The following is an 18230-nucleotide window of genomic DNA, read 5'->3' as shown; positions in this document are numbered from 1 at the left end:
GCGGCTCCCCGCCTCCTCTCCTCAGGCGGCCGCCCCGGTCACCTCCCGGTGGATCGGGGTCGCCCCGCCCGTCAGCGGGGCGCCCGTGCCGCCGCGGCGGAGGGCGACGATCTCCGCCGCTATGGACAGGGCCGTCTCCTCGGGAGTGCGGGCGCCGAGGTCGAGGCCGATCGGTGAGCGGAGCCGGGAGAGCTCGTCCTCGGTCAGGCCCGCCTCGCGCAGCCGTCGGTCGCGGTCCTCGTGGGTGCGGCGCGAGCCCATCGCGCCGACGAAGGCGACCGGCATCCGCAGCGCCTCCGTCAGCAGCGGCACGTCGAACTTCGCGTCGTGGGTGAGCACGCACAGCACCGTGCGTCCGTCGGTCGGGGTGCGGCGCAGGTAGCGGTGCGGCCAGTCGACGACGATCTCGTCGGCCTCCGGGAAGCGCGCTCGCGTGGCGAAGACCGGCCGGGCGTCGCACACGGTGACGTGATGGCCGAGGAATTTCCCCGCCCGTACGAGCGCCGCGGCGAAGTCGACAGCGCCGAAGACGATCATGCGGGGCGGCGGCACGCTGGACTCGACGAGCAGGGTGAGCCCGCCGGGGCAGTGCGACCCGTCCTCCGAGAGCCCGACCGTGCCGGTGCGTCCGGCGTCCAGCAGGGCACCGGCCTCGGCGGCGGCCGTGCGGTCGAGGCCGAGGTGGCCGCCGAGACCGCCCTCGTGGGTGCCGTCCGGACGGACCAGCAGAGCCCGGCCGAGCAGGTCGGAGGGGCCCCGGACGACCCGGGCGAGGGCCGCGCTCCCACCCCGGGCGGCGGTGGCCAGCGCCGCCCGGAACACCTCCCTCGACGGGGCGTCCGCGCCGACCGGCGTGATCAGGACGTCGACGGTCCCGCCACAGGTCAGTCCGACCGCGAAGGCGTCCTCGTCGCTGTAGCCGAAGCGTTCGCGGACCGTCTCGCCGCTGCGCAGGGCGTCGGTGCACAACTCGTACACCGCGCCCTCCACACAGCCGCCGGAGACCGAGCCGATCACCGTTCCGTCGCTGTCGACGGCGAGGGCGGCGCCGGGCCCGCGCGGCGCGCTGCCGCCGACGGAGACGACGGTGGCGACGGCGAACTCCCGTCCTTCGGCGAGCCAGCGGTTCAGTTCGTCCGCGATGTCAAGCATCCGCGTCGCCCCCGGCCGGGCGCACCCCCGCCGCCAGCACGCGGTCGGGCCGGATCGGCAGGTCGCGGTGGCGGACTCCGGTCGCGTGGCGCACCGCGTTGGCGACGGCCGCCGCGGCGCCGACGATGCCGATCTCGCCGACACCCTTGATGCCCACGGGGTCGTCCGGGTCCGGATCCTCGACCCAGTCCGCCTGGATGTCGCCCACGTCGGCGTGGGTGGCCACGTGGTAGCCGGCGAGGTCGGGGGCGTAGAGGGCGCCGCTGCCCCGGTCCCGCACCGCCTCTTCGTGCAGGGCCATGGAGATGCCCCAGATCATGCCGCCGACGAGCTGGTTGCGGGCGGTGAGCGGGTTGACGATGCGGCCGGCCGCGAAGATGCCGAGCATGCGGCGCACCCGTACCTCGCCGGTGGCGGTGTCCACGGCGACCTCGGCGAACTGCGCTCCGAAGGAGTGCCGTTCCTTCTGGGCGAGGCGGCCGAGGGCCTCGGTGGTGTCGGACCGTACGGTGATGCCGTCGGCCGGGATGTCGGCGCCCAGGGCGAGGCGCTCGCGCAGTTCGGCCGCGGCGGCCGTGATCGCCCAGGCCCAGGAGCGGGTGCCCATCGAACCGCCCGCGATCATCGCCGGGCCGAAGTCGCTGTCCCCGATGCGGACCCGGACCCGCTCGGGCGTGACCTCCAGCGCGTCGGCCGCGACCAGGGTGAGCGCGGTCCGGGCGCCGGTGCCGAGGTCCGCGGCGGCGATCCGCACGGTGAAGGTGCCGTCCGCCTCGGCGGTCACCAGGGCCGTGGAGGGACCGGCGCCCGCCTGGAAGGAGGCGGCGGCCGTGCCGGTGCCCAGCAGCCAGCGTCCGTCGCGGCGCACCCCGGGGCGCGGGTCGCGTTCGGCCCAGCCGAACCGCCGGGCGCCCTCGCGGAAACAGGCGTCCAGGTTGCGGCTGCTGAACGGCAGGCCGGAGACGGGGCCGGTCTCGGGCTCGTTGCGCAGGCGCAGTTCGATCGGGTCGACGCCGCAGCGCACGGCGAGTTCGTCGAGGGCCGACTCAATGGCGAAGGAGCCCGGCGCCTCGCCCGGGGCGCGCATGAACGTCGGCGACGGCACGTCCAGCGGCACGACCTCGTTGACCGTGCGGTGGGCGGGGGCGTCGTACATCACCCGGGCCACGCCCGCGCCGGGCTCGACGAACTCGTAGACGGTGGACGTCTGGTTCAGCGAGCGGTGCTCCAGGGCGCGCAGCCGGCCGTCGGTGTCGGCGCCGAGCCGCACGCGCTGGACGGTGGGGCTGCGGTAGCCGGCCAGCGAGAACATCTGTCGTCGCGTCATCACCACGCGCACCGGGCGCTGCAGGTGGGTCGCGGCCATCACGGCGGCCACCTGGTGGGCGCGCAGGCCCTTGCTGCCGAAGCCGCCGCCGATGTGCTCGGAGCGCACCCGGACCGCGGACGCGTCCAGCGAGAACATGCTCGCCAGTTCGGTCTGGACCCAGGTGGTGCCCTGGTTGGAGTCGACGACCTCCAGCCGGCCGCCGTCCCACCGGGCCGTGGCGGCGTGCGGTTCCATCATGCTGTGGTGTTCTTCGGGCGTCGTGTACTCCTCGTCCACCACGACGGCGGACGCGGCGAGGCCCGCCGCCAGGTCGCCCTTGGCGGTCTCGCCGGGCATGACGCCGCCGGCCGGGTGGGCACCGGGGTGGCCGGTGGCGAGTTCGGTGTCGTGCGCTTCCCGGTCGTAGGCGACGACGAGGGCCTCGGCGGCCTCCCGGGCCTGCTCGGACGTCTCGGCGACGACGAGGGCGACGGGCCAGCCCGCGTGGGGCACCCGGTCGTTCTGGAAGACGGCGGCGGTCGGGTCCGGCGGCATGCCCAGCAGACCGATGTAGTCGGTCTCGACGCGCGGGGCGTTGCCGTGGTGCAGGACGGCGAGGACGCCCGGCAGGGCGAGGACGGGCCCGGTGTCGATGGTGCGGATGCGGCCCCGGGCCACGGTGGACAGCACCAGCCAGCCGTGCGCGAGGTCGGCGAAGGGGATCTCGCCGGCGTAGCGGGCGGCGCCGGTGACCTTGTCGCGCCCCTCGACGCGGGTGTGGGCGGTGCCGACGACGCCCTGGGCCCTCGCGGAACCGGTCGTGGCGGTGGTCATCGGGCGGCCTCCCCGGCGAGTTCGGTCAGGACGGCGACGACGAGGTTGCGCATGAGGGTCACCTTGTATCCGTTGTCGGGCAGCGGCCTGGCGGCCGCGAGTTCCGCGTCCGCGGCGGCGGCGAAGGTGTCGCCGTCGGCCGGCGCGCCGAGGAGCACGGCCTCGGCCGCGCGGGCCCGCCAGGGCCGTGGGGCGACCGCGCCGAACGCCAGCCGGGCGTCGCGCACGACGCCGTCCTCGACGCCGAGTGCGGCGGCGACGGAGCCGATCGCGAAGGCGTACGAGGCGCGTTCGCGCACCTTGCGGTACCGGGACCGGGCGGCGACCGGCGCGGGCGGCAGGGTGACGCCGGTGATGAGCGCGCCGGGCGGCAGGGCGGTCTCGAGGTGCGGGGTGTCCCCGACGGGGAGGTAGAAGTCGGCCAGCGGCAACTCGCCCGGTCCGTCGAGGGTTTCGTAGCCGACGACGGCGTCGAAGGCGGCGAGGGCCACGCCCATGTCGGAGGGGTGGACGGCCACGCAGTGGTCGGAGGCGCCCAGGACGGCGTGGTTGTGGTGCTCGCCGGTGAGCGCGGGGCAACCGCTGCCGGGGGCCCGCTTGTTGCAGGGCGTGCCGAGGTCGGTGAAGTAGCCGCAGCGGGTGCGCTGGAGCAGGTTGCCGCCGACGGTGGCCATGTTGCGCAGTTGCCCGGAGGCGCCGGCCAGCACCGCCTGGGCCAGCGCCGGGTAGCGGCGGCGTACCTCCGGGTGGGCGGCGAGGTCGCTGTTGGTGACGGTGGCGCCGATGCGCAGGCCGCCGTCCGCGGTCTCCTCGATGCCGTCCAGCGGGAGTCCGCGGACGTCGACGAGGCGGGCGGGGCGCTCGACGCCGGTCTTCATCAGGTCGACCAGGTTGGTACCGCCGCCGAGGAAGCGGGCGTCCGGGTCGGCGGCGAGCAGGGCCACGGCGCCGGAGACGTCGTCGGCGCGCTGGTATCCGAACTCCCTCATGCCGCCGTCTCCTTCACCGTCTCGGCCGGGGTGGCGTCGTCGTGGGCGGCTGCCTGGTGGGCCTCGGCCGCGCGGGTGACCGCCTGCACGATGGAGACGTAGGCGCCGCAGCGGCACAGGTTGCCGCTCATCCGTTCACGGATCTCGTCCGGCGTCAGGGGTGGCGGTCCGGCCTCGGGACGCACGTCCTCGGTGGCGGCGCTGGGCCAGCCGGCTGCGTGCTCCTCTATGACGGCGATCGCCGAGCAGATCTGTCCGGGGGTGCAGTAGCCGCACTGGTAGCCGTCGAGGTCGAGGAAGGCCTGCTGGACGGGGTGCAGGTGGTCGCCGTCGGCCATGCCCTCGATGGTGGTGATCTCCCGCCCCTCGGCGGCCACGGCGAGGTTCAGGCAGGAGACGGCGCGGCGCCCGTCGACCAGGACGGTACAGGCGCCGCACTGGCCCTGGTCACAGCCCTTCTTGGTACCGGTGAGATCCAGGCGCTCGCGCAGGGCGTCGAGCAGGGTGGTGCGGTGGTCGACGGTCAGGTGGTGCTTCTCGCCGTTGATGGTGAGAGTGACGGCGCTGGACGTCGACGAGGGTGCTGGGGCCATGATCAGCCTTCTTTGGTGTCCGTTGACAAGGGATGTCTGTTGACAGGGAGAAACGGGCTGTAGGCAGTGGGGGTTCATTCGCGGCCGGGTCGCGCACCGGACGGTTCGCGCGGCCGCGTCCGCCGCTAGACTGGGCAGGCAACCGGACAACTGTCCGCTCACCGAAAACGTAACGGACAGCTGTCCGCTTAGCAAGGTCGGGATTCGGCCACAACCCGGAAGGGGGACGAGTGCCGCAGCCGAAGAAGGACAAGCCGGACACTCCCCTGCGCTCGGACGCCCAGCGCAACCGCGAGCGCATCCTGGCGGTGGCCACGGAGGAACTGACGCGCTGTGCGAACGTGCCGTTGAGCGCCATCGCCAAGAAGGCGGGGGTCGGGCAGGGCACCTTCTACCGCAATTTCCCGAACCGTGAGGCGCTCGTCCTGGAGATCTACCGCCACGGGATGCAGCAGGTGGCCCGGGCCGCACCCGAGATGCTGGCCACCCGCGAACCGGATCTGGCCCTGCGCGAGTGGATGGACCGCCTCGCCGAGTTCGCCATGACCAAGGCGGGTCTGGCGGACGCGATCCGGCTGGTCACCAGCGCACCCGGGGCGCCGGAGAAACCGCGCCCCACCCCGCTGGAGGAGGCGGCCGAGCTGCTGCTCCGTGCCAACGACGAGGCCGGCACGATCCGGCCCGGATTGACCGGGGACGACTTCTTCCTCGTCCTCGGCGGTCTGTGGCTGATCGGTCCCGGCGAGGACCGGCAGCGGCGCGTGACCCGGTTCCTGGACTTCGTCATGGACGGCCTGCGCGCGGGAGCGCCAGGCCGGTGACCGCGCCGCGGAAGCGGTAGCGGCGCTCCGGGCGGCCCGCCACGCCGTAGCGCAGGGAGACCTCCGCGCCGCCCACGGTGTGGAAGTACTCCAGGTACCTGCGTGCGCTGACCCGCGAGACGCCGGTCAGCGCCGCGCACTCGCTGGCCGACAGGGTGCCGTCGGCCTCCCGCAGGGTGCGCTCGACGAGTTCGGCGGTCTCCACGCTCATGCCCTTGGGCAGCGCGGGGGCCGCGGCCGTCGGCTGCGCCGCGGCCCCGGCCAGGACGCGGTCGACGTCGGCCTGGCTGCGCACGACCGTGCCGAGCAGCCGGCCCCGCTGGACGGCGTAGCGCTCCAGCCGGAGCCGCAGGTCCTCGAACTCGAAGGGCTTGAGCAGGTAGTCGACCACGCCGTGCCGCACGGCCCCGCGCACCGCGTCCGCCTCGCGGGCCGCGCTGATGACCATGACGTCGCAGTCGTGGCCCGCGGCGCGCAGCCGCGGGATGACGTCGAGGCCGAAGACGTCCGGCAGGTACAGGTCGAGCAGGACCAGGTCGGGCCGCAGCTCCCCGACGGCCGTGAGCGCCTGCTCCCCGGTGCCGGCGACCCCGACGACCCGGAACGGCTCGACCCGGTCGACGAACGTCCGGTGGACGCGGGCCACCATGAAGTCGTCGTCGACCACGAGCACGCCGATCGGGGCGGGGGCACGGGGCGCCTCCGAGGGCGCGGCGGCCGGGGCGGTCGTACCGGACGTGCCGCTCGTTGCCGTCATGGTGCTGCTCCTTCCGCCACCGCGTCGGTGAGGTGGCTGACGATCATGCGTGCGGTGAACATGGCCCCCTCGGGGGTGTTGGTCACCGAGATCTCACCGCCGTGACGTTCGCAGACCAGCCGGGTCAACGCCAGGCCGATGCCGCGCTCGCCCTGCCGGGCGGCCTTGGTGGTGAAGCCGTGGGAGAAGACCTCCCGGGCCAGTTCGGGCGCCACGCCGGGCCCGGAGTCGCGGACCACGATCTCGACGCTGGCGGCGTCCTGCCGCAGCTCGACCTCGACCCACGCCTCGTGGCCGTCACCGGGCGCCGCGGCGGCGTCCACGGCGTTGTCGACCAGGTTGCCGACCACGGTCGCCACGTCGGCGGCGTCCGCCGGCTCCAGCCGGTCCAGTGCCGTGCGGTCGGAGACGCGCAGCGCGACCCGCCGTTCGGCGGCGAGGGAGGACTTCGCGGTGATCAGCGCGGCGACGGCGGTGTCCCGCACCCGGCGGCTGAGGGTGACGTCCAGGGACTGGCGGCGCTGGTTGAGCCCGCGGACGTAGCGCACCACCTCCTCCTGCTCGCCGATCTGGATGAGCCCGGAGATGGTGTGGAGCTGGTTGGCGAACTCGTGGGCCTGGGCGCGCAGCAGCTCGGAGGTGCTGCGGAAGGAGCCGATCTCCCGTTCCAGGCGGGCCAGTTCGGTGCGGTCGCGCAGGGTGGTGACCGAGCCGAGCGGACGGCCGTCCTTGGTGACGGTCATGCGGTTCATGACCAGGACCCGGCCGTGGCGGACGACGACCTCGTCGCGCGGCTCGGCCGCCGCGGGCGTGGCACCGGCGAGGACGTCGCGCAGCCGGCCGTCGATGCCGAGGCCGTCCAGGCTCTGGCCCACGCAGTCGGCGGGCAGGTCGAGCAGGCGCCGGCCCATCTCGTTGACGAGGGTGAGCCGGTGCTGCGGATCCAGGGCGACGACGCCCTCGGCGATGCCGTACAGCATGGCCTCCCGGTGTTCGGCGAGGCCCGCGATCTCCCGCGGTTCCAGGCCGAGGGTCTGCCGCTTGACGCGCCGGGCCAGCAGCCAGGAGCCCGCCACGCCGAGGCCGCTGGCGACACCGAGGTAGGCGAGGAGGGAGGAGGAGGCGCCGCTCAGGCGCTGCCAGACCGTGGGGTCCGCCTCGCCGACCATCACCGTGCCCAGGTGCCGGCCGAGGGTCTGCCGGGTGGCGCCGAGCACCGGGACCTGGGCGACCAGCTCCCGGCTGCCCTGCACGGACAGCGACCCCGACCAGCCGCTCCTGACGTCGGTGCCCTCCCCGCGCGGCAGCCGGGCCCCGATCAGCGTCGGGTCGGTCGAGCTGACGACCCGGCCGTCGGCGTCGGCCACCGTGACGGAGGTGACCCCGGACTGGGTCTGCGTGGAGTTGACCAGCGGGGCCAGGGCCTCCTGCGGCACGGGGCGCAGCAGTTGGCTGCGGACCAGCGGCGTGGCGGCGAGCTGTTCGGCCAGCGCGGTGACCCGGCGGCCCTCGACCCGGTTGAAGGTGGCCTTGGACTGGGCGAGCGAGACGGCGGCGACCGCGAGCAGGACGACCACGACGATGGCGAGCTGGAGGACCAGCATCTCGCCCGCGAGGGTCTGACGGCGGAAGGTGGGTGCCACGGCGGACTCGTTCTCGGCTCATGGAGGGGCGGGGGTGCCGGGTCGCCATCATGGCGCCCACCTGCGGCGAAGGAAAGAGCCGCGCCGTCGATGTGCCTGCTTCGCAATGAACCGGCGATCCGACGGCGATGTCGGGGGCGCGGTCGCGGCGACCGCAATGAACACAACCTCCCTTGGTTCCGCAAGGAAGACAGGGGGCGGACGCGCGGGCACCATGTGGCCCACGTCACCCTCCCCCACAGGGCTCCCCCTACCGCTCTCCCCAACCGACAGGTGGTGTCATACGTGCGCCTGCGCACCCCCCTTGCCCTGCTCGGGGCCGCCGTGCTCGTGCTGGCCGGACCGCCGTTGCTCTCCTCGGGCGACGACTCGGACTCCGGCACCCAGATCCCGGGTCTGCGCTTCATGGTTCCCAACACGCCCGGCGGCGGCTACGACATCACCGCCCGCACGGCCGCGAAGAACGCCGAGGACGCCGGGCTCACGCACAACATCGAGGTGTTCAACCTGCCGGGCGCGGGCGGCACCGTGGGCCTGAGCCGGCTCGTGAGCGAGCACGGCAACGGCAAGCTCGCCATGTCCATGGGCCTCGGCGTCGTGGGCGCCGCCCGCTCCAACCACGCCCCCAAGACCCTCGCCGACGCCACGCCGATCGCACGGCTCACCGAGGAGCAGGACGTGGTGGTGGTCGCCAAGGACTCGCCGTACAAGACGATCGACGAGCTGATCGACGCCTGGAAGAAGGACCCGGGCAAGATCCCCGTGGGCGGTGGTTCGTCACCGGGCGGGCCCGACCACCTCGCGCCGATGCTGATGGCGCAGGCCGCCGGGATCCAGCCGAAGTCGGTCAACTACATCCCCTTCGACGGCGGCGGCGAGCTGCTCGCCTCGATCCTCGGCAACAAGGTCGGCTTCGGGGTCTCCGGCGTCGGCGAGTACCTGGACCAGATCAAGGCCGGCGAGCTGCGGGTGCTCGCGGTGACCGGCCCCGAGCGGGTGGACGACCTCGAGGACGCGCCCACCCTCAAGGAGTCCGGCTACGACGTGAACTTCACCAACTGGCGCGGCATCGTGGCCCCGCCGGGCCTCTCCGAGGCGCAGCGCACCAAGCTGACCCGCCTCTTCGAGGAACTGCACGACTCCCCCGAGTGGAAGAAGTCCATGGACCAGAACGGCTGGGACGACGCCTTCCTCACCGGCGAGGAGTTCGGCGACTTCCTGGAGGCGCAGGACGCGCGCGTGGTGTCGGTGCTGAAGGAGCTGGGGCTGTGACGACGCGGACCGAACTGCCCGAGGACCGCGAGAGCACGGCCGGCGGCCGCCGCTCGTGGCTGCGCGAGCACTCCGAGCTGGGCGTGTGCGCCCTGCTGCTGGCGCTCGGTGTGCTCGTCCTGACCGACGCGCTCACCATGAACGTCGACATCACCCAGCGGGGGCCGGTGGGCCCCAAGACCGTGCCGATCGTGGTCGGTGCCGGCCTGCTGGTGATCGCCGCGCTGCTCGCCGTCGACGTGTTGCGCGGCGGCCGGGGCGAGGCCGAGGGCGGCGAGGACGTCGACCTGTCCGAACCCGCCGACTGGCGCACGGTCCTGCTGCTGTCCGGGATCTTCCTCGGCGCCGCGGCCCTGATCGAGCCGGCCGGCTTCCCCGTGGCGGGCGCGCTGCTCTTCTGGGGTGCCGCCTTCGCCCTCGGCAGCCGCCGCGTGGACCGCGATCCGCTGATCGCCGCGGTGCTGTCCCTGCTCACCTACGTCGTCTTCGACAAGCTGCTCGGCGTGCCGCTGCCCGGCGGTCCGCTGATGGGAGTGCTCTGACATGAACGCCCTCAACTCCCTCATGGACGGGTTCGGTACGGCGCTCACTCCGGTCAACCTGCTGTGGGCCGCCCTCGGCGTGCTGCTCGGCACGGCCATCGGCGTGCTGCCCGGCATCGGCCCGGCGATGGCGGTGGCGCTGCTGCTGCCGGTGACGTACGGGCTGGACCCGGTCGCCGCGTTCATCATGTTCGCGGGCATCTACTACGGCGCGATGTTCGGCGGTTCGACCACCTCCATCCTGCTCAACACCCCCGGCGAGAGTGCCGCGGTGGTCGCGGCCATGGAGGGCAACCCCATGGCCAAGGCGGGCCGGGGCGCCCAGGCACTCGCCGCCGCCGCCATCGGCCACTTCGCCGGCGGCATGATCGGCACGATGCTGCTGGTGGCCCTCGCCCCGACGGTCGCCGACCTGGCGGTGGACATCGGCGCCCCGGACTACTTCGCCATCATGGTGCTGGCGTTCATCGCCGTCACCTCGGTGCTGGGTTCCTCGCGGATCAGGGGTCTGGCCTCGCTGTTGATCGGTCTGACGATCGGTCTGGTGGGCCTGGACCAGATGACGGGCCAGCAGCGGCTGACCTTCGGTTCGCTGCAACTCGCCGACGGTGTGGACGTGGTGATCGTGGCGGTCGGGCTGTTCGCGATCGGCGAGGCGCTGTGGGTGGCCGCGCACCTGCGGCGCGGAGGGGGCGAGCCGATCCCGGTGGGCCGTCCCTGGCTCGGCCGCGGCGACGTCAGGCGCACCTGGAAGTCCTGGCTGCGCGGCCCGTTCATCGGCTTCCCGTTCGGAGCGATTCCGGCGGGCGGCGCGGAGATACCGACGTTCCTCTCGTATGTCACGGAGAAGCGGCTGTCCAAGCACAAGGACGAGTGGGGCAAGGGCGCCATCGAGGGCGTGGCCGGTCCCGAGTCGGCGGCGTCGGCCTCGGCGGCGGGCACGCTGGTGTCCATGCTGACCCTGGGCCTGCCGACCACCGCGGTCGCCGCGGTCATGCTGGCCGCCTTCCAGCAGTACGGCATCCAGCCGGGCCCGCTGCTCTTCGAACGCGAGCCCGAGCTGGTGTGGGGCCTGATCGCCTCGCTCTTCGTCGGCATGGTGCTGCTGCTCGCCCTGAACCTGCCGCTGGCTCCGGTGTGGGCCAAGCTGCTGCGGATCCCGCGGCCCTACCTGTACGCGGGGATCATGTTCTTCGCGGCGGTCGGCGCGTACGCGGTCGGCGGTGAGGTGATCGACCTGGTGATCCTGCTGGTCATCGGTCTGATCGGGTTCGGCATGCGGCGCTACGGACTGCCCGTCCTGCCCGCGGTGATCGGCGTCATCCTCGGCCCGAACGCCGAGCAGCAACTGCGCCGCGCCCTGCAGATCAGCGACGGCAGCGTGTCGGGCCTGGTCAACACGCCGTTCTCGGTGACGGTGTACGCGGTGATCGTGCTGCTGCTGGCCTGGCCGCTGGTGAAGCGGCTGGTGGGGCGGGGGCGGACGCGGGCGAACGCCTGACCACCAGCCGGCCGGCTGCCCCACCTGGCCGAGCCGGGTGGTGCCGGCGCCTCGGGCCGGGTACGGATGCGAACGGCGACGCACTCGCTCCGCCCCCGGCCCGCACACGCTCACGCTCACGCTCACGCTCACAGAAGGCGAACCCATGATCTTCATCACGGCGAAGTTCCAGGTCCTCCCCGAACACGCGGACCGGTGGCCGCAGATCGCCGGCGAGTTCACCCGGGCCACCCGGGCGGAACCCGGCTGCCTCTGGTTCGACTGGTCGCGCAGCCTGGACGACCCCACGGAGTACGTGCTGGTCGAAGCCTTCCGCGACGACGAGGCGGGCGCCGCCCACGTCCAGTCCGCCCACTTCCGCGCCGCGCAGGAGACTCTGCCGCGCCACCTCGTCCGCACACCGCGCATCGTGAGCACGACGGTCGACCAGGACGGCTGGTCGGAGCTGGGCGAGATGGCCGTGGAGTAGCACGCCGGCACCCCGCGTACGACTGCGGCCGGCCGTCGGCCACGCCGCGGCCGTCGGGCGCCGTCGGGCTACGCCTCCGCGCCGGGGCCTGCCCGGCCGCTGTCCGGGTCCGAGGGGGCGGCGGGGGCGCCACTGGCCGCCGGAGGGACCTCGTGCCGCAGGAGCAGCGCCGCCGCGCCGGTCAGCGCCAGGGGCACGCACATGAGGAGGAGCAGGTGCGAGATGCCCCATCCCGCGCCGATCAGTGCTCCGCCGAGCAGGCCGCTGGCGAGGGTGCCGATGCGGCCGACGCCGCTCATCCATCCCATGCCCGTGGCGCGCAGGGCCGGCGGGTAGGCCAGGGCGCCGACGGCCTGCAGAGCGCCCATGGAGCCGCCGAGGCAGGTGCCGAGCACGGCGATCAGGACGAACGTCCCGGCGTGGCCCGTGCCCACGGCCGCGGTGACGCAGACCGCGACGGCGCTGAGGCCCGACAACAGCGCCAGGAAGCGGAAGCGGTCGTGCCGCCCGAGGCCGAACGACGCCAGGAGTTGTCCGCACAGGGTGCCGACGCCGAACAGCCCGACGACGACTCCGACGCGGGACGCCGTCATCCCGGCGCGTTCCGCCATGAGCGGCAGGTAGTTGATGAGGAGGAAGACGACCCCCAGCAGCAGGAAGTAGCACAGCCAGACGAGGAGCGTGGTCGGCGCGAAGGAACGGGACAGCAGGATCGCACCGACCTTGCGCAGGGGTTCCCGCTCGTCGTCCCGGCCACGGGTCAGATCGACGTGGGAGACGTCCCGGCCCGGCGCCAGCAGGCCGAGGCTTTCCCGGACCTGCTCGGCCGGTCGCCCGCGGGCGAGCAGGACGCTCACCGATTCCGGGACGCAGGCCATGACGAGGGGGACGAGCAGGAGGGGGGCGAGACCGCAGAGCGCGAGCACCGCGGGCCAGCCGACGGCCGGCATGAGCGTCGACGCGAGGAGACCGCCCGCGACCGTACCCGCCGCGACGCCCGAGAAGGCGAGGGCCACCACGGGGGCGCGGCGCGCAGCCGGCGTCGAGTCGGCGACGATCGCCATGACGACCGGGGCCACGCCGCCGAGTCCGGCGCACGCCACGACGCGCAGGACGGCGAAGAGCTCGATGGTTGTGGCGAGCGACATCGCCGCCGTGGCCGCTCCGAAGACCACGATGCCGGCCGCGGCCGTGCTCTTGCGCCCGTACCGGTCGGCCAGTGGTCCCGCCACCGCACCGCCGGCCGCCATGCTCAGCACCCCGGCGGTCACGGTCGTGGTCACCGCGCTCATCGGTGTGCCCCACTCGCGCATGACGTGCGGGTAGACGAAGCTCGCCATGGTGGTGTCGAGGCCTTCGGCGACCATGATCACGACGCCCAGGAGCGCGACGAGCCGCTGCCGCGGTCCCATCGGAGCCGAGTCGATGAACTCCTGGACGCTCAGCCGCGGTGAAGGGGCCCGTCCGGAACCGGGCAGGGAGTCGAGGGACATGGGGGCACCTTTCGTTGGGCGGGAGGACGCACCGGCGCTCGCGCCGCCCGGTTCGGTTCCGGTCAGGTTCCGGTCCACTTGGGGAGGCGTTTCTCGACGAAGGCACGCGGGCCTTCCAGCGCGTCCCGGCTGCGCATCCGCCGCTCCTCGGACGCGTACCGAGTGGCGAACGCCCGGTCCAGCGGCAATGTGGCCGAGACCGTTGCTGCTTCCTTGGCGGCACGCAGGGACAACGGCGCGCAGCTCAGTACGTCCCGCAGCCAGTGCTCCAGACAGTCGTCCAGCGCGTCGGCCGGCACCACCTCGTTGACCAGGCCCAGTTCGTAGGCGCGGGCGGCCGTCATGCGGCGGCCGGTCAGCAGGTGTCCCATCGCGATGCGGAAGGGCGCCTGACGGGTGAGCCGGAACACTCCTCCGGCGCCCGCGACCAGTCCGAGCCTCGCCTCGGTCAGCCCGAACTCGGCGTGCTCGGCGGCGATCACGATGTCGCAGGCCAGGGCCAGCTCGAAACCCCCGCCCAGGGCGTAGCCGTTGACACGGGCGATCAGCGGTTTGACCATCGAGAAGCGCTCGGTCAGCCGGGGCCAGCCTGGTTGGTCACGGCTGCCGAACGTGGAGGTGGCGGTGCCGTCGTCGATCCGGCGGACCAGTTCCTTGAGATCCTGGCCGACGGAGAAGGACCGCTCGCCGGCGCCGGTGAGCACCCCCACCCAGATGTCGTCGTCCGACTCGAAGTCGTCCCAGACCTCCGCGAGTTCGGCGTGCATCCGCAGGTTCATGGCGTTCAGCGCCTGCGGACGGTCCAAGGTGATGTGGGCCACGTGGCCGCGTTTGTCGTAGCGGACGCAGTCCAGGGCGTCGAGCATCCGTCGTCCTTTTCGTCGAGTGTGGACCCGGCCGGTGGCACGGCGTGCGAGGAGCCGAGCGGCACAGGGACCGCGCCCGGTCGCTCGGCCGTTCCCGCCGTGTCAGAGCAGTGACCGCGACCACCGCTCCACCGCTTCGGCGGTCGTCGCCGAGTGTTCCTCCAGCATCGTGAAGTGGTCCCCGGCCACCTCGGCGGCCTCGTGCGGGAGATGCCAGGAGGCGATCCGCACCCCGTCGCTGCCGTACGGTGCGGCCGCGTGCACCAGCAGGGTGGGGGCGGCGATCGGTTCGGGCTTCCAGTCCCTGAACAGGCGCCGGTAGGCACCCATCGCGGTCAGCCGGTGGTCGTCGATCGGCACGAGCCGGCCGGCGCGCTCCAGCATCCCGCCGACCATCAGCGCGTACCCGCGCGGGTCGCCCCCGCTCGCCGGGGTGTCCAGGAGCGCGACGCCGTCGGGGGTCCTGCCCCCGCGCTCCAGGGCAGCCGCCACCTCGTGGGCCAGCCAGCCGCCCGCGGAACGGCCGACGAGCAGCAAAGGGGCCTCCCCCACCGTCTCGGCGATCGTCCGGGCGTGCAGCTCCGCCAGGGCCTCCACCGACTCCGGCAGCGGTTCGCCCGGGAGGAAACCCGGGTGGGCGAGGGCCGCCGCCCGCCACGCGTCGCTGAAGCCGTCCGCGAAGCGGACGTAGACGTGCGGGCCGGCGATCGCGCTGAAGGAGGGCAGACACACCACGGTCGGTCGGGCCGAGGTGCGGCCGAACCAGACCGGGGTGCGTCGGACGGCCGGGTCCCCGGGGTCGGTGAAGGTCCTCCGCATCCGTGCGGCGGTTTCGGCGAGAGCCACGGCGTCGTCGATGCGCCCGGCGGCGGCCGCATCCCGGAACAGCTCCGTCAGCAGGCCCGCGTCGGCGCCCTCACCGCAGGGGCCGGCCTCGCCCGGCCGCCCCGAGGGGGCGTCCTCCAGGCGGGCGTCGACGAAGGCGGCGAGGGAGGTCAGGTCCTCGCAGTCGAGGACGAGCGTGGCGGGCAGGCTCAGACCGAGCCTCTGGCTGAGCCGGTTGCGCAGTTCGATCGCGGTGAGCGAGTCGAAGCCCAGCTCCCGGCGGGTGCGGTCCGCGGAGAGCGGCGCACCGGTGTGACCGAGGGTCTGCGCCGCCTCGGTCCGGACGAGCTCGGTCACGGCGGCCAGCCGCTCGGCCCCGGTCAGACCGGCGAGGGGCCCGCCGGCGCCGCCCGCCGCGCTCACGGTGGCCTCCGTACCCGGGTGGCCGGTGGAGCCGGCCTCGTGCGCGGGCGGCCCGCCGGGCCCGGTGGGCGGCAGGGGCTGGTCCTCGACCCAGTAGGACTGGTGCTGGAAGGGGTAGGTGGGGAGGTCCACCAGAGTGCCGCGCCCGTCCGACAGCCGGCTCCAGTCGACCGTTCCCCCGTCGACGTGTGTCCGGGCCAGGGCGACGAGGAGCGATTCGGTCTCCGGGTGGCCCGCGCGCAGGGAGGCGGCGAAGACCTGGTCCTCGGCCTCGGGCACGATCCGCTGCGCCAGAGCGGCCAGGACACCGCCCGGGCCCACCTCCAGCCAGCGTACGGCGCCGGCGTCCCGGGCCCGTGCCACCGCGTCGGCGAAACGTACCGGGCGGCGCACGTGCCGTACCCAGTACTCGGGGTCCTCGACGTCGGCGGGCAGCCCGGCCAGTACGGGTGCGTGGAACTCCAGCCCCGCGACGGTGTCCCGGAACTCCTCCAGCATCGGGTCCATCAGCGGTGAGTGGAAGGCATGGCTGACCTTCAGCCAGTGGGTGCGCAGCCCTCGTTCGTGCCAGACGTCGACCAGCCTCCGGAGCGCCGTTTCCTCGCCGGAGAGCACCACGGAGGTCGGACCGTTGACCGCGGCCAGTGCCACCCGGTCCTCCAGGCCGGCGAGGCAGGCCCCGGCCTCGGCCTCGGAGACCTCCACCGCCGCCATGGCGCCGCCCGGCGGCAGCGCCTGCATCAGACGGCCCCGCGCCTCCACCAGTCGGCAGGCGTCCTCGAGGGACATCACGCCCGCCGCGTGGGCCGCGGCCACCTCGCCCACGGAGTGACCCACCACCGCGTGGACATCGACGCCGAGGCCGCGTATCAACCGGTACAGGGACACCTCGACCGCGAAGAGGGCCACCTGTGCGTAGCGCGTCCGGTCGAGGAGCCCGTCCCGCGCCTCCCCGAAGACGACGTCCTTCAGGGGCAGCCCGGTGTGCTGTGCCACGGCGTCGAACGACTCCGCGAAGACGGGGTGCGTCCCGTACAGTTCCCGCCCCATGCCGGGACGTTGGCTGCCCTGGCCGGAGAAGAGCAGCGCGGTGCCGCCCGGCCGGGCGATGCCGTGGACCTCGTGGGTGCGGGTGCCGCCCCGCAGGAGTACCGCCCGGTGCCGGAAGGCCGTGCGCCGGGCCAGGGTGAGGCTCACGTCCACCGGGTCGGGCTGCGCCTCCTCGGCATACGTCCGCACCCGGGTGATCTGGTCCCGCAGCGCTCCGGCGTCGTGCCCGGAGAGCGGCCAGGGCACCGGGGACGGCACGGCGTCGCGCGAGCCGTCGCGGGCGGGGCCGGTGGCCGTCTCCTGCCCGGATCCGGCGGGCGGGGCCTCCAGGATCACGTGGGCGTTCGTGCCGCTGATGCCGAACGAGGACACGGCTGCCCGGCGCGGCCGGCCCGTCTCGGGCCAGGAGCGGCGGCTCGTCAGCAGTTCCACCGCTCCCGCCGACCAGTCGACGTGCGGTGTCGCCTCGTCCGCGTGCAGGGTCCTGGGCAGGACGCCGTGCCGCATGGCCTGGATCATCTTGATGACGCCGCCGACGCCGGCCGCGGCCTGGGAGTGGCCCATGTTCGACTTCATGGACCCCAGGTAGAGGGGGTGTCCGGCGTCGCGTTCCCGGCCGTACGTGGCGAGCAGCGCCTGGGCCTCGATCGGGTCGCCGAGCCTCGTGCCGGTGCCGTGTCCCTCGACGACGTCGATGTCCCGCGCCGTGAGGCCCGCGTGGTCCAGGGCCTTGCGGATCACCCGCTGCTGGGACGGGCCGTTGGGGGCCGAGAGTCCGTTGGAGGCCCCGTCCTGGTTGACCGCCGATCCGCGCAGGACCGCGAGCACCGGATGGCCGTTGCGCCGGGCGTCCGACAGGCGTTCGACGAGCAGCGTTCCCACGCCCTCGGCCCAGCCGGTGCCGTCGGCCCCGGCACCGAACGCACGGCACCGTCCGTCGGGCGAGAGGCCCCGTTGCCGGCTGAAGGACAGGAAGGCACGCGGTGTCGCCATGATCGTCACTCCACCGGCCAGCGCGAGACCGCACTCCCCGGAGCGCAGCGCGTGGGCCGCCTGGTGCAGGGCGACCAGGGACGACGAGCACGCCGTGTCCACCGTCACCGCCGGGCCCTCGAATCCGAAGGTGTACGCGATGCGGCCCGAGGCCACTCCCCCGGACAGGCCGGTGACGAGGTAGGGCTCCAGGGCGTCCGGCACCTGGCCGGTCGCGTAGTCGTGGTGGACGACGCCGGTGAACACACCCGTGTCGCTGCCCCGCAGCGAGGTCGCGTCGATGCCGGCGCGCTCGAACGCCTCCCAGGCGGTCTCCAGGAGCAGCCGCTGCTGGGGGTCCATCGCCTGCGCCTCACGGGGCGAGATCCCGAAGAACTCCGCGTCGAACAGGGCCGCGTCGTGCAGGAATCCCCCCTCGCGGACGTTGCACGTGCCGGGCCGGTCGGGGTCGGGGTCGTAGAGGCCGTCGAGGTCCCAGCCCCGGTTGGTGGGGAAGCCGGAGATGGCGTCCCGCTCCTCCAGGACGAGCCGCCACAGGTCCTCGGGCGAACGCACGCCGCCGGGATAGCGGCAGGCCATGCCCACGACGGCGATCGGCTCGCGGTTCGCGGCCGTGGCGCTGCGCAGCTGCCGACGGGTCTCGTGCAACTCGGCGGTGACCTTCTTGAGGTAGCCGACCAGCTTCTCCTCGGTGCCCG

The 18230-nt window shown here is 73.7% G+C and carries 13 protein-coding genes and 1 pseudogene; 5 read left to right on the top strand and 9 right to left on the bottom strand.

The features are described from left to right. Nucleotides 1-21 precede the first annotated feature (21 nt). The 4 genes from Sdi02f_RS26390 to Sdi02f_RS26375 are packed head-to-tail and all read right to left on the bottom strand — an operon-like array spanning nucleotide 22 to nucleotide 4877. A complete protein-coding gene (locus tag Sdi02f_RS26390) occupies nucleotides 22-1152 on the bottom strand; it encodes an XdhC family protein (protein ID WP_030398757.1) in 1131 nt (376 codons plus the stop codon). Beyond that, a complete protein-coding gene (locus tag Sdi02f_RS26385) occupies nucleotides 1145-3295 on the bottom strand; it encodes a xanthine dehydrogenase family protein molybdopterin-binding subunit (RefSeq protein WP_108934147.1) in 2151 nt (716 codons plus the stop codon). The genes Sdi02f_RS26390 and Sdi02f_RS26385 overlap by 8 nt, the downstream gene beginning before the upstream one ends. Continuing rightward, nucleotides 3292-4284 (bottom strand): FAD binding domain-containing protein, encoded by a 993-nt coding sequence (locus tag Sdi02f_RS26380; RefSeq protein ID WP_030398755.1) that lies wholly within the window; start codon nucleotides 4282-4284, stop codon nucleotides 3292-3294. Before Sdi02f_RS26380 ends, Sdi02f_RS26385 begins: the two co-directional genes overlap by 4 nt. Beyond that, on the bottom strand, nucleotides 4281-4877 hold the full coding sequence (locus Sdi02f_RS26375) for a 2Fe-2S iron-sulfur cluster-binding protein (protein WP_030398754.1): 597 nt from the start codon (nucleotides 4875-4877) through the stop codon (nucleotides 4281-4283). Before Sdi02f_RS26375 ends, Sdi02f_RS26380 begins: the two co-directional genes overlap by 4 nt. A gap of 230 nt (nucleotides 4878-5107) precedes the next feature. Between Sdi02f_RS26375 and Sdi02f_RS26370 the strand changes: the two genes are divergently transcribed. After that, nucleotides 5108-5698 carry a TetR/AcrR family transcriptional regulator gene (locus Sdi02f_RS26370; RefSeq protein WP_030398753.1) on the top strand — a complete coding sequence of 197 codons (591 nt, stop codon included), beginning with the start codon at nucleotides 5108-5110 and terminating at the stop codon, nucleotides 5696-5698. On the opposite strand, the gene Sdi02f_RS26365 is transcribed toward Sdi02f_RS26370, so the two are convergent. Both Sdi02f_RS26365 and Sdi02f_RS26360 read right to left on the bottom strand, forming a co-directional pair. Further along, complete coding sequence (locus Sdi02f_RS26365; RefSeq protein WP_108934146.1) at nucleotides 5661-6455, bottom strand: response regulator; 795 nt, start codon at nucleotides 6453-6455, stop codon at nucleotides 5661-5663. The genes Sdi02f_RS26370 and Sdi02f_RS26365 overlap by 38 nt on opposite strands. Next, entirely contained in the window at nucleotides 6452-8098 is a 1647-nt protein-coding gene (locus Sdi02f_RS26360; RefSeq protein WP_108934145.1) for a sensor histidine kinase, read from the bottom strand. The genes Sdi02f_RS26365 and Sdi02f_RS26360 overlap by 4 nt, the downstream gene beginning before the upstream one ends. Before the next feature lie 285 nt (nucleotides 8099-8383). Here Sdi02f_RS26360 and Sdi02f_RS26355 point away from each other — a divergent pair, with 285 nt between their 5' ends. From Sdi02f_RS26355 to Sdi02f_RS26340, 4 genes are all read left to right on the top strand, one after another. Beyond that, nucleotides 8384-9370, top strand: coding sequence for a Bug family tripartite tricarboxylate transporter substrate binding protein (locus tag Sdi02f_RS26355; RefSeq protein ID WP_031184418.1), 987 nt, complete (start codon nucleotides 8384-8386; stop codon nucleotides 9368-9370). Beyond that, a complete protein-coding gene (locus Sdi02f_RS26350; RefSeq protein ID WP_030398749.1) occupies nucleotides 9367-9912 on the top strand; it encodes a tripartite tricarboxylate transporter TctB family protein in 546 nt (181 codons plus the stop codon). Before Sdi02f_RS26355 ends, Sdi02f_RS26350 begins: the two co-directional genes overlap by 4 nt. Nucleotide 9913: 1 nt before the next feature. Then, the gene (locus Sdi02f_RS26345) at nucleotides 9914-11413 is read left to right on the top strand and encodes a tripartite tricarboxylate transporter permease (protein WP_030398748.1); all 1500 of its coding nucleotides are present in this window, start codon (nucleotides 9914-9916) and stop codon (nucleotides 11411-11413) included. 145 nt (nucleotides 11414-11558) lie between these two features. Beyond that, nucleotides 11559-11882: a putative quinol monooxygenase gene (locus tag Sdi02f_RS26340; protein ID WP_031081092.1), complete on the top strand. Its 324-nt coding sequence runs from the start codon at nucleotides 11559-11561 to the stop codon at nucleotides 11880-11882. 68 nt (nucleotides 11883-11950) lie between these two features. Here the strand turns inward: Sdi02f_RS26340 and Sdi02f_RS26335 are convergent, their stop codons facing one another. From Sdi02f_RS26335 to Sdi02f_RS26325, 3 genes and pseudogenes are all read right to left on the bottom strand, one after another. Next, nucleotides 11951-13375 (bottom strand): MFS transporter, encoded by a 1425-nt coding sequence (locus Sdi02f_RS26335; RefSeq protein WP_108934144.1) that lies wholly within the window; start codon nucleotides 13373-13375, stop codon nucleotides 11951-11953. A gap of 62 nt (nucleotides 13376-13437) precedes the next feature. Further along, nucleotides 13438-14241, bottom strand: a complete 804-nt coding sequence (gene dpgD, locus Sdi02f_RS26330; RefSeq protein WP_030398745.1) for an enoyl-CoA-hydratase DpgD — start codon at nucleotides 14239-14241, stop codon at nucleotides 13438-13440. 102 nt (nucleotides 14242-14343) lie between these two features. Next, nucleotides 14344-18186, bottom strand: a pseudogene (locus Sdi02f_RS26325) (type I polyketide synthase); the annotation flags it as partial. Between the last annotated feature and the right edge of the window lie 44 nt (nucleotides 18187-18230).

The organism is Streptomyces ardesiacus, assembly GCF_003112575.1.
GTDB classification, from domain to species: domain Bacteria; phylum Actinomycetota; class Actinomycetes; order Streptomycetales; family Streptomycetaceae; genus Streptomyces; species Streptomyces ardesiacus.
Note: the sequence above shows the minus strand (reverse complement) of the source record. Positions and strands in the feature narration are given on the sequence as shown.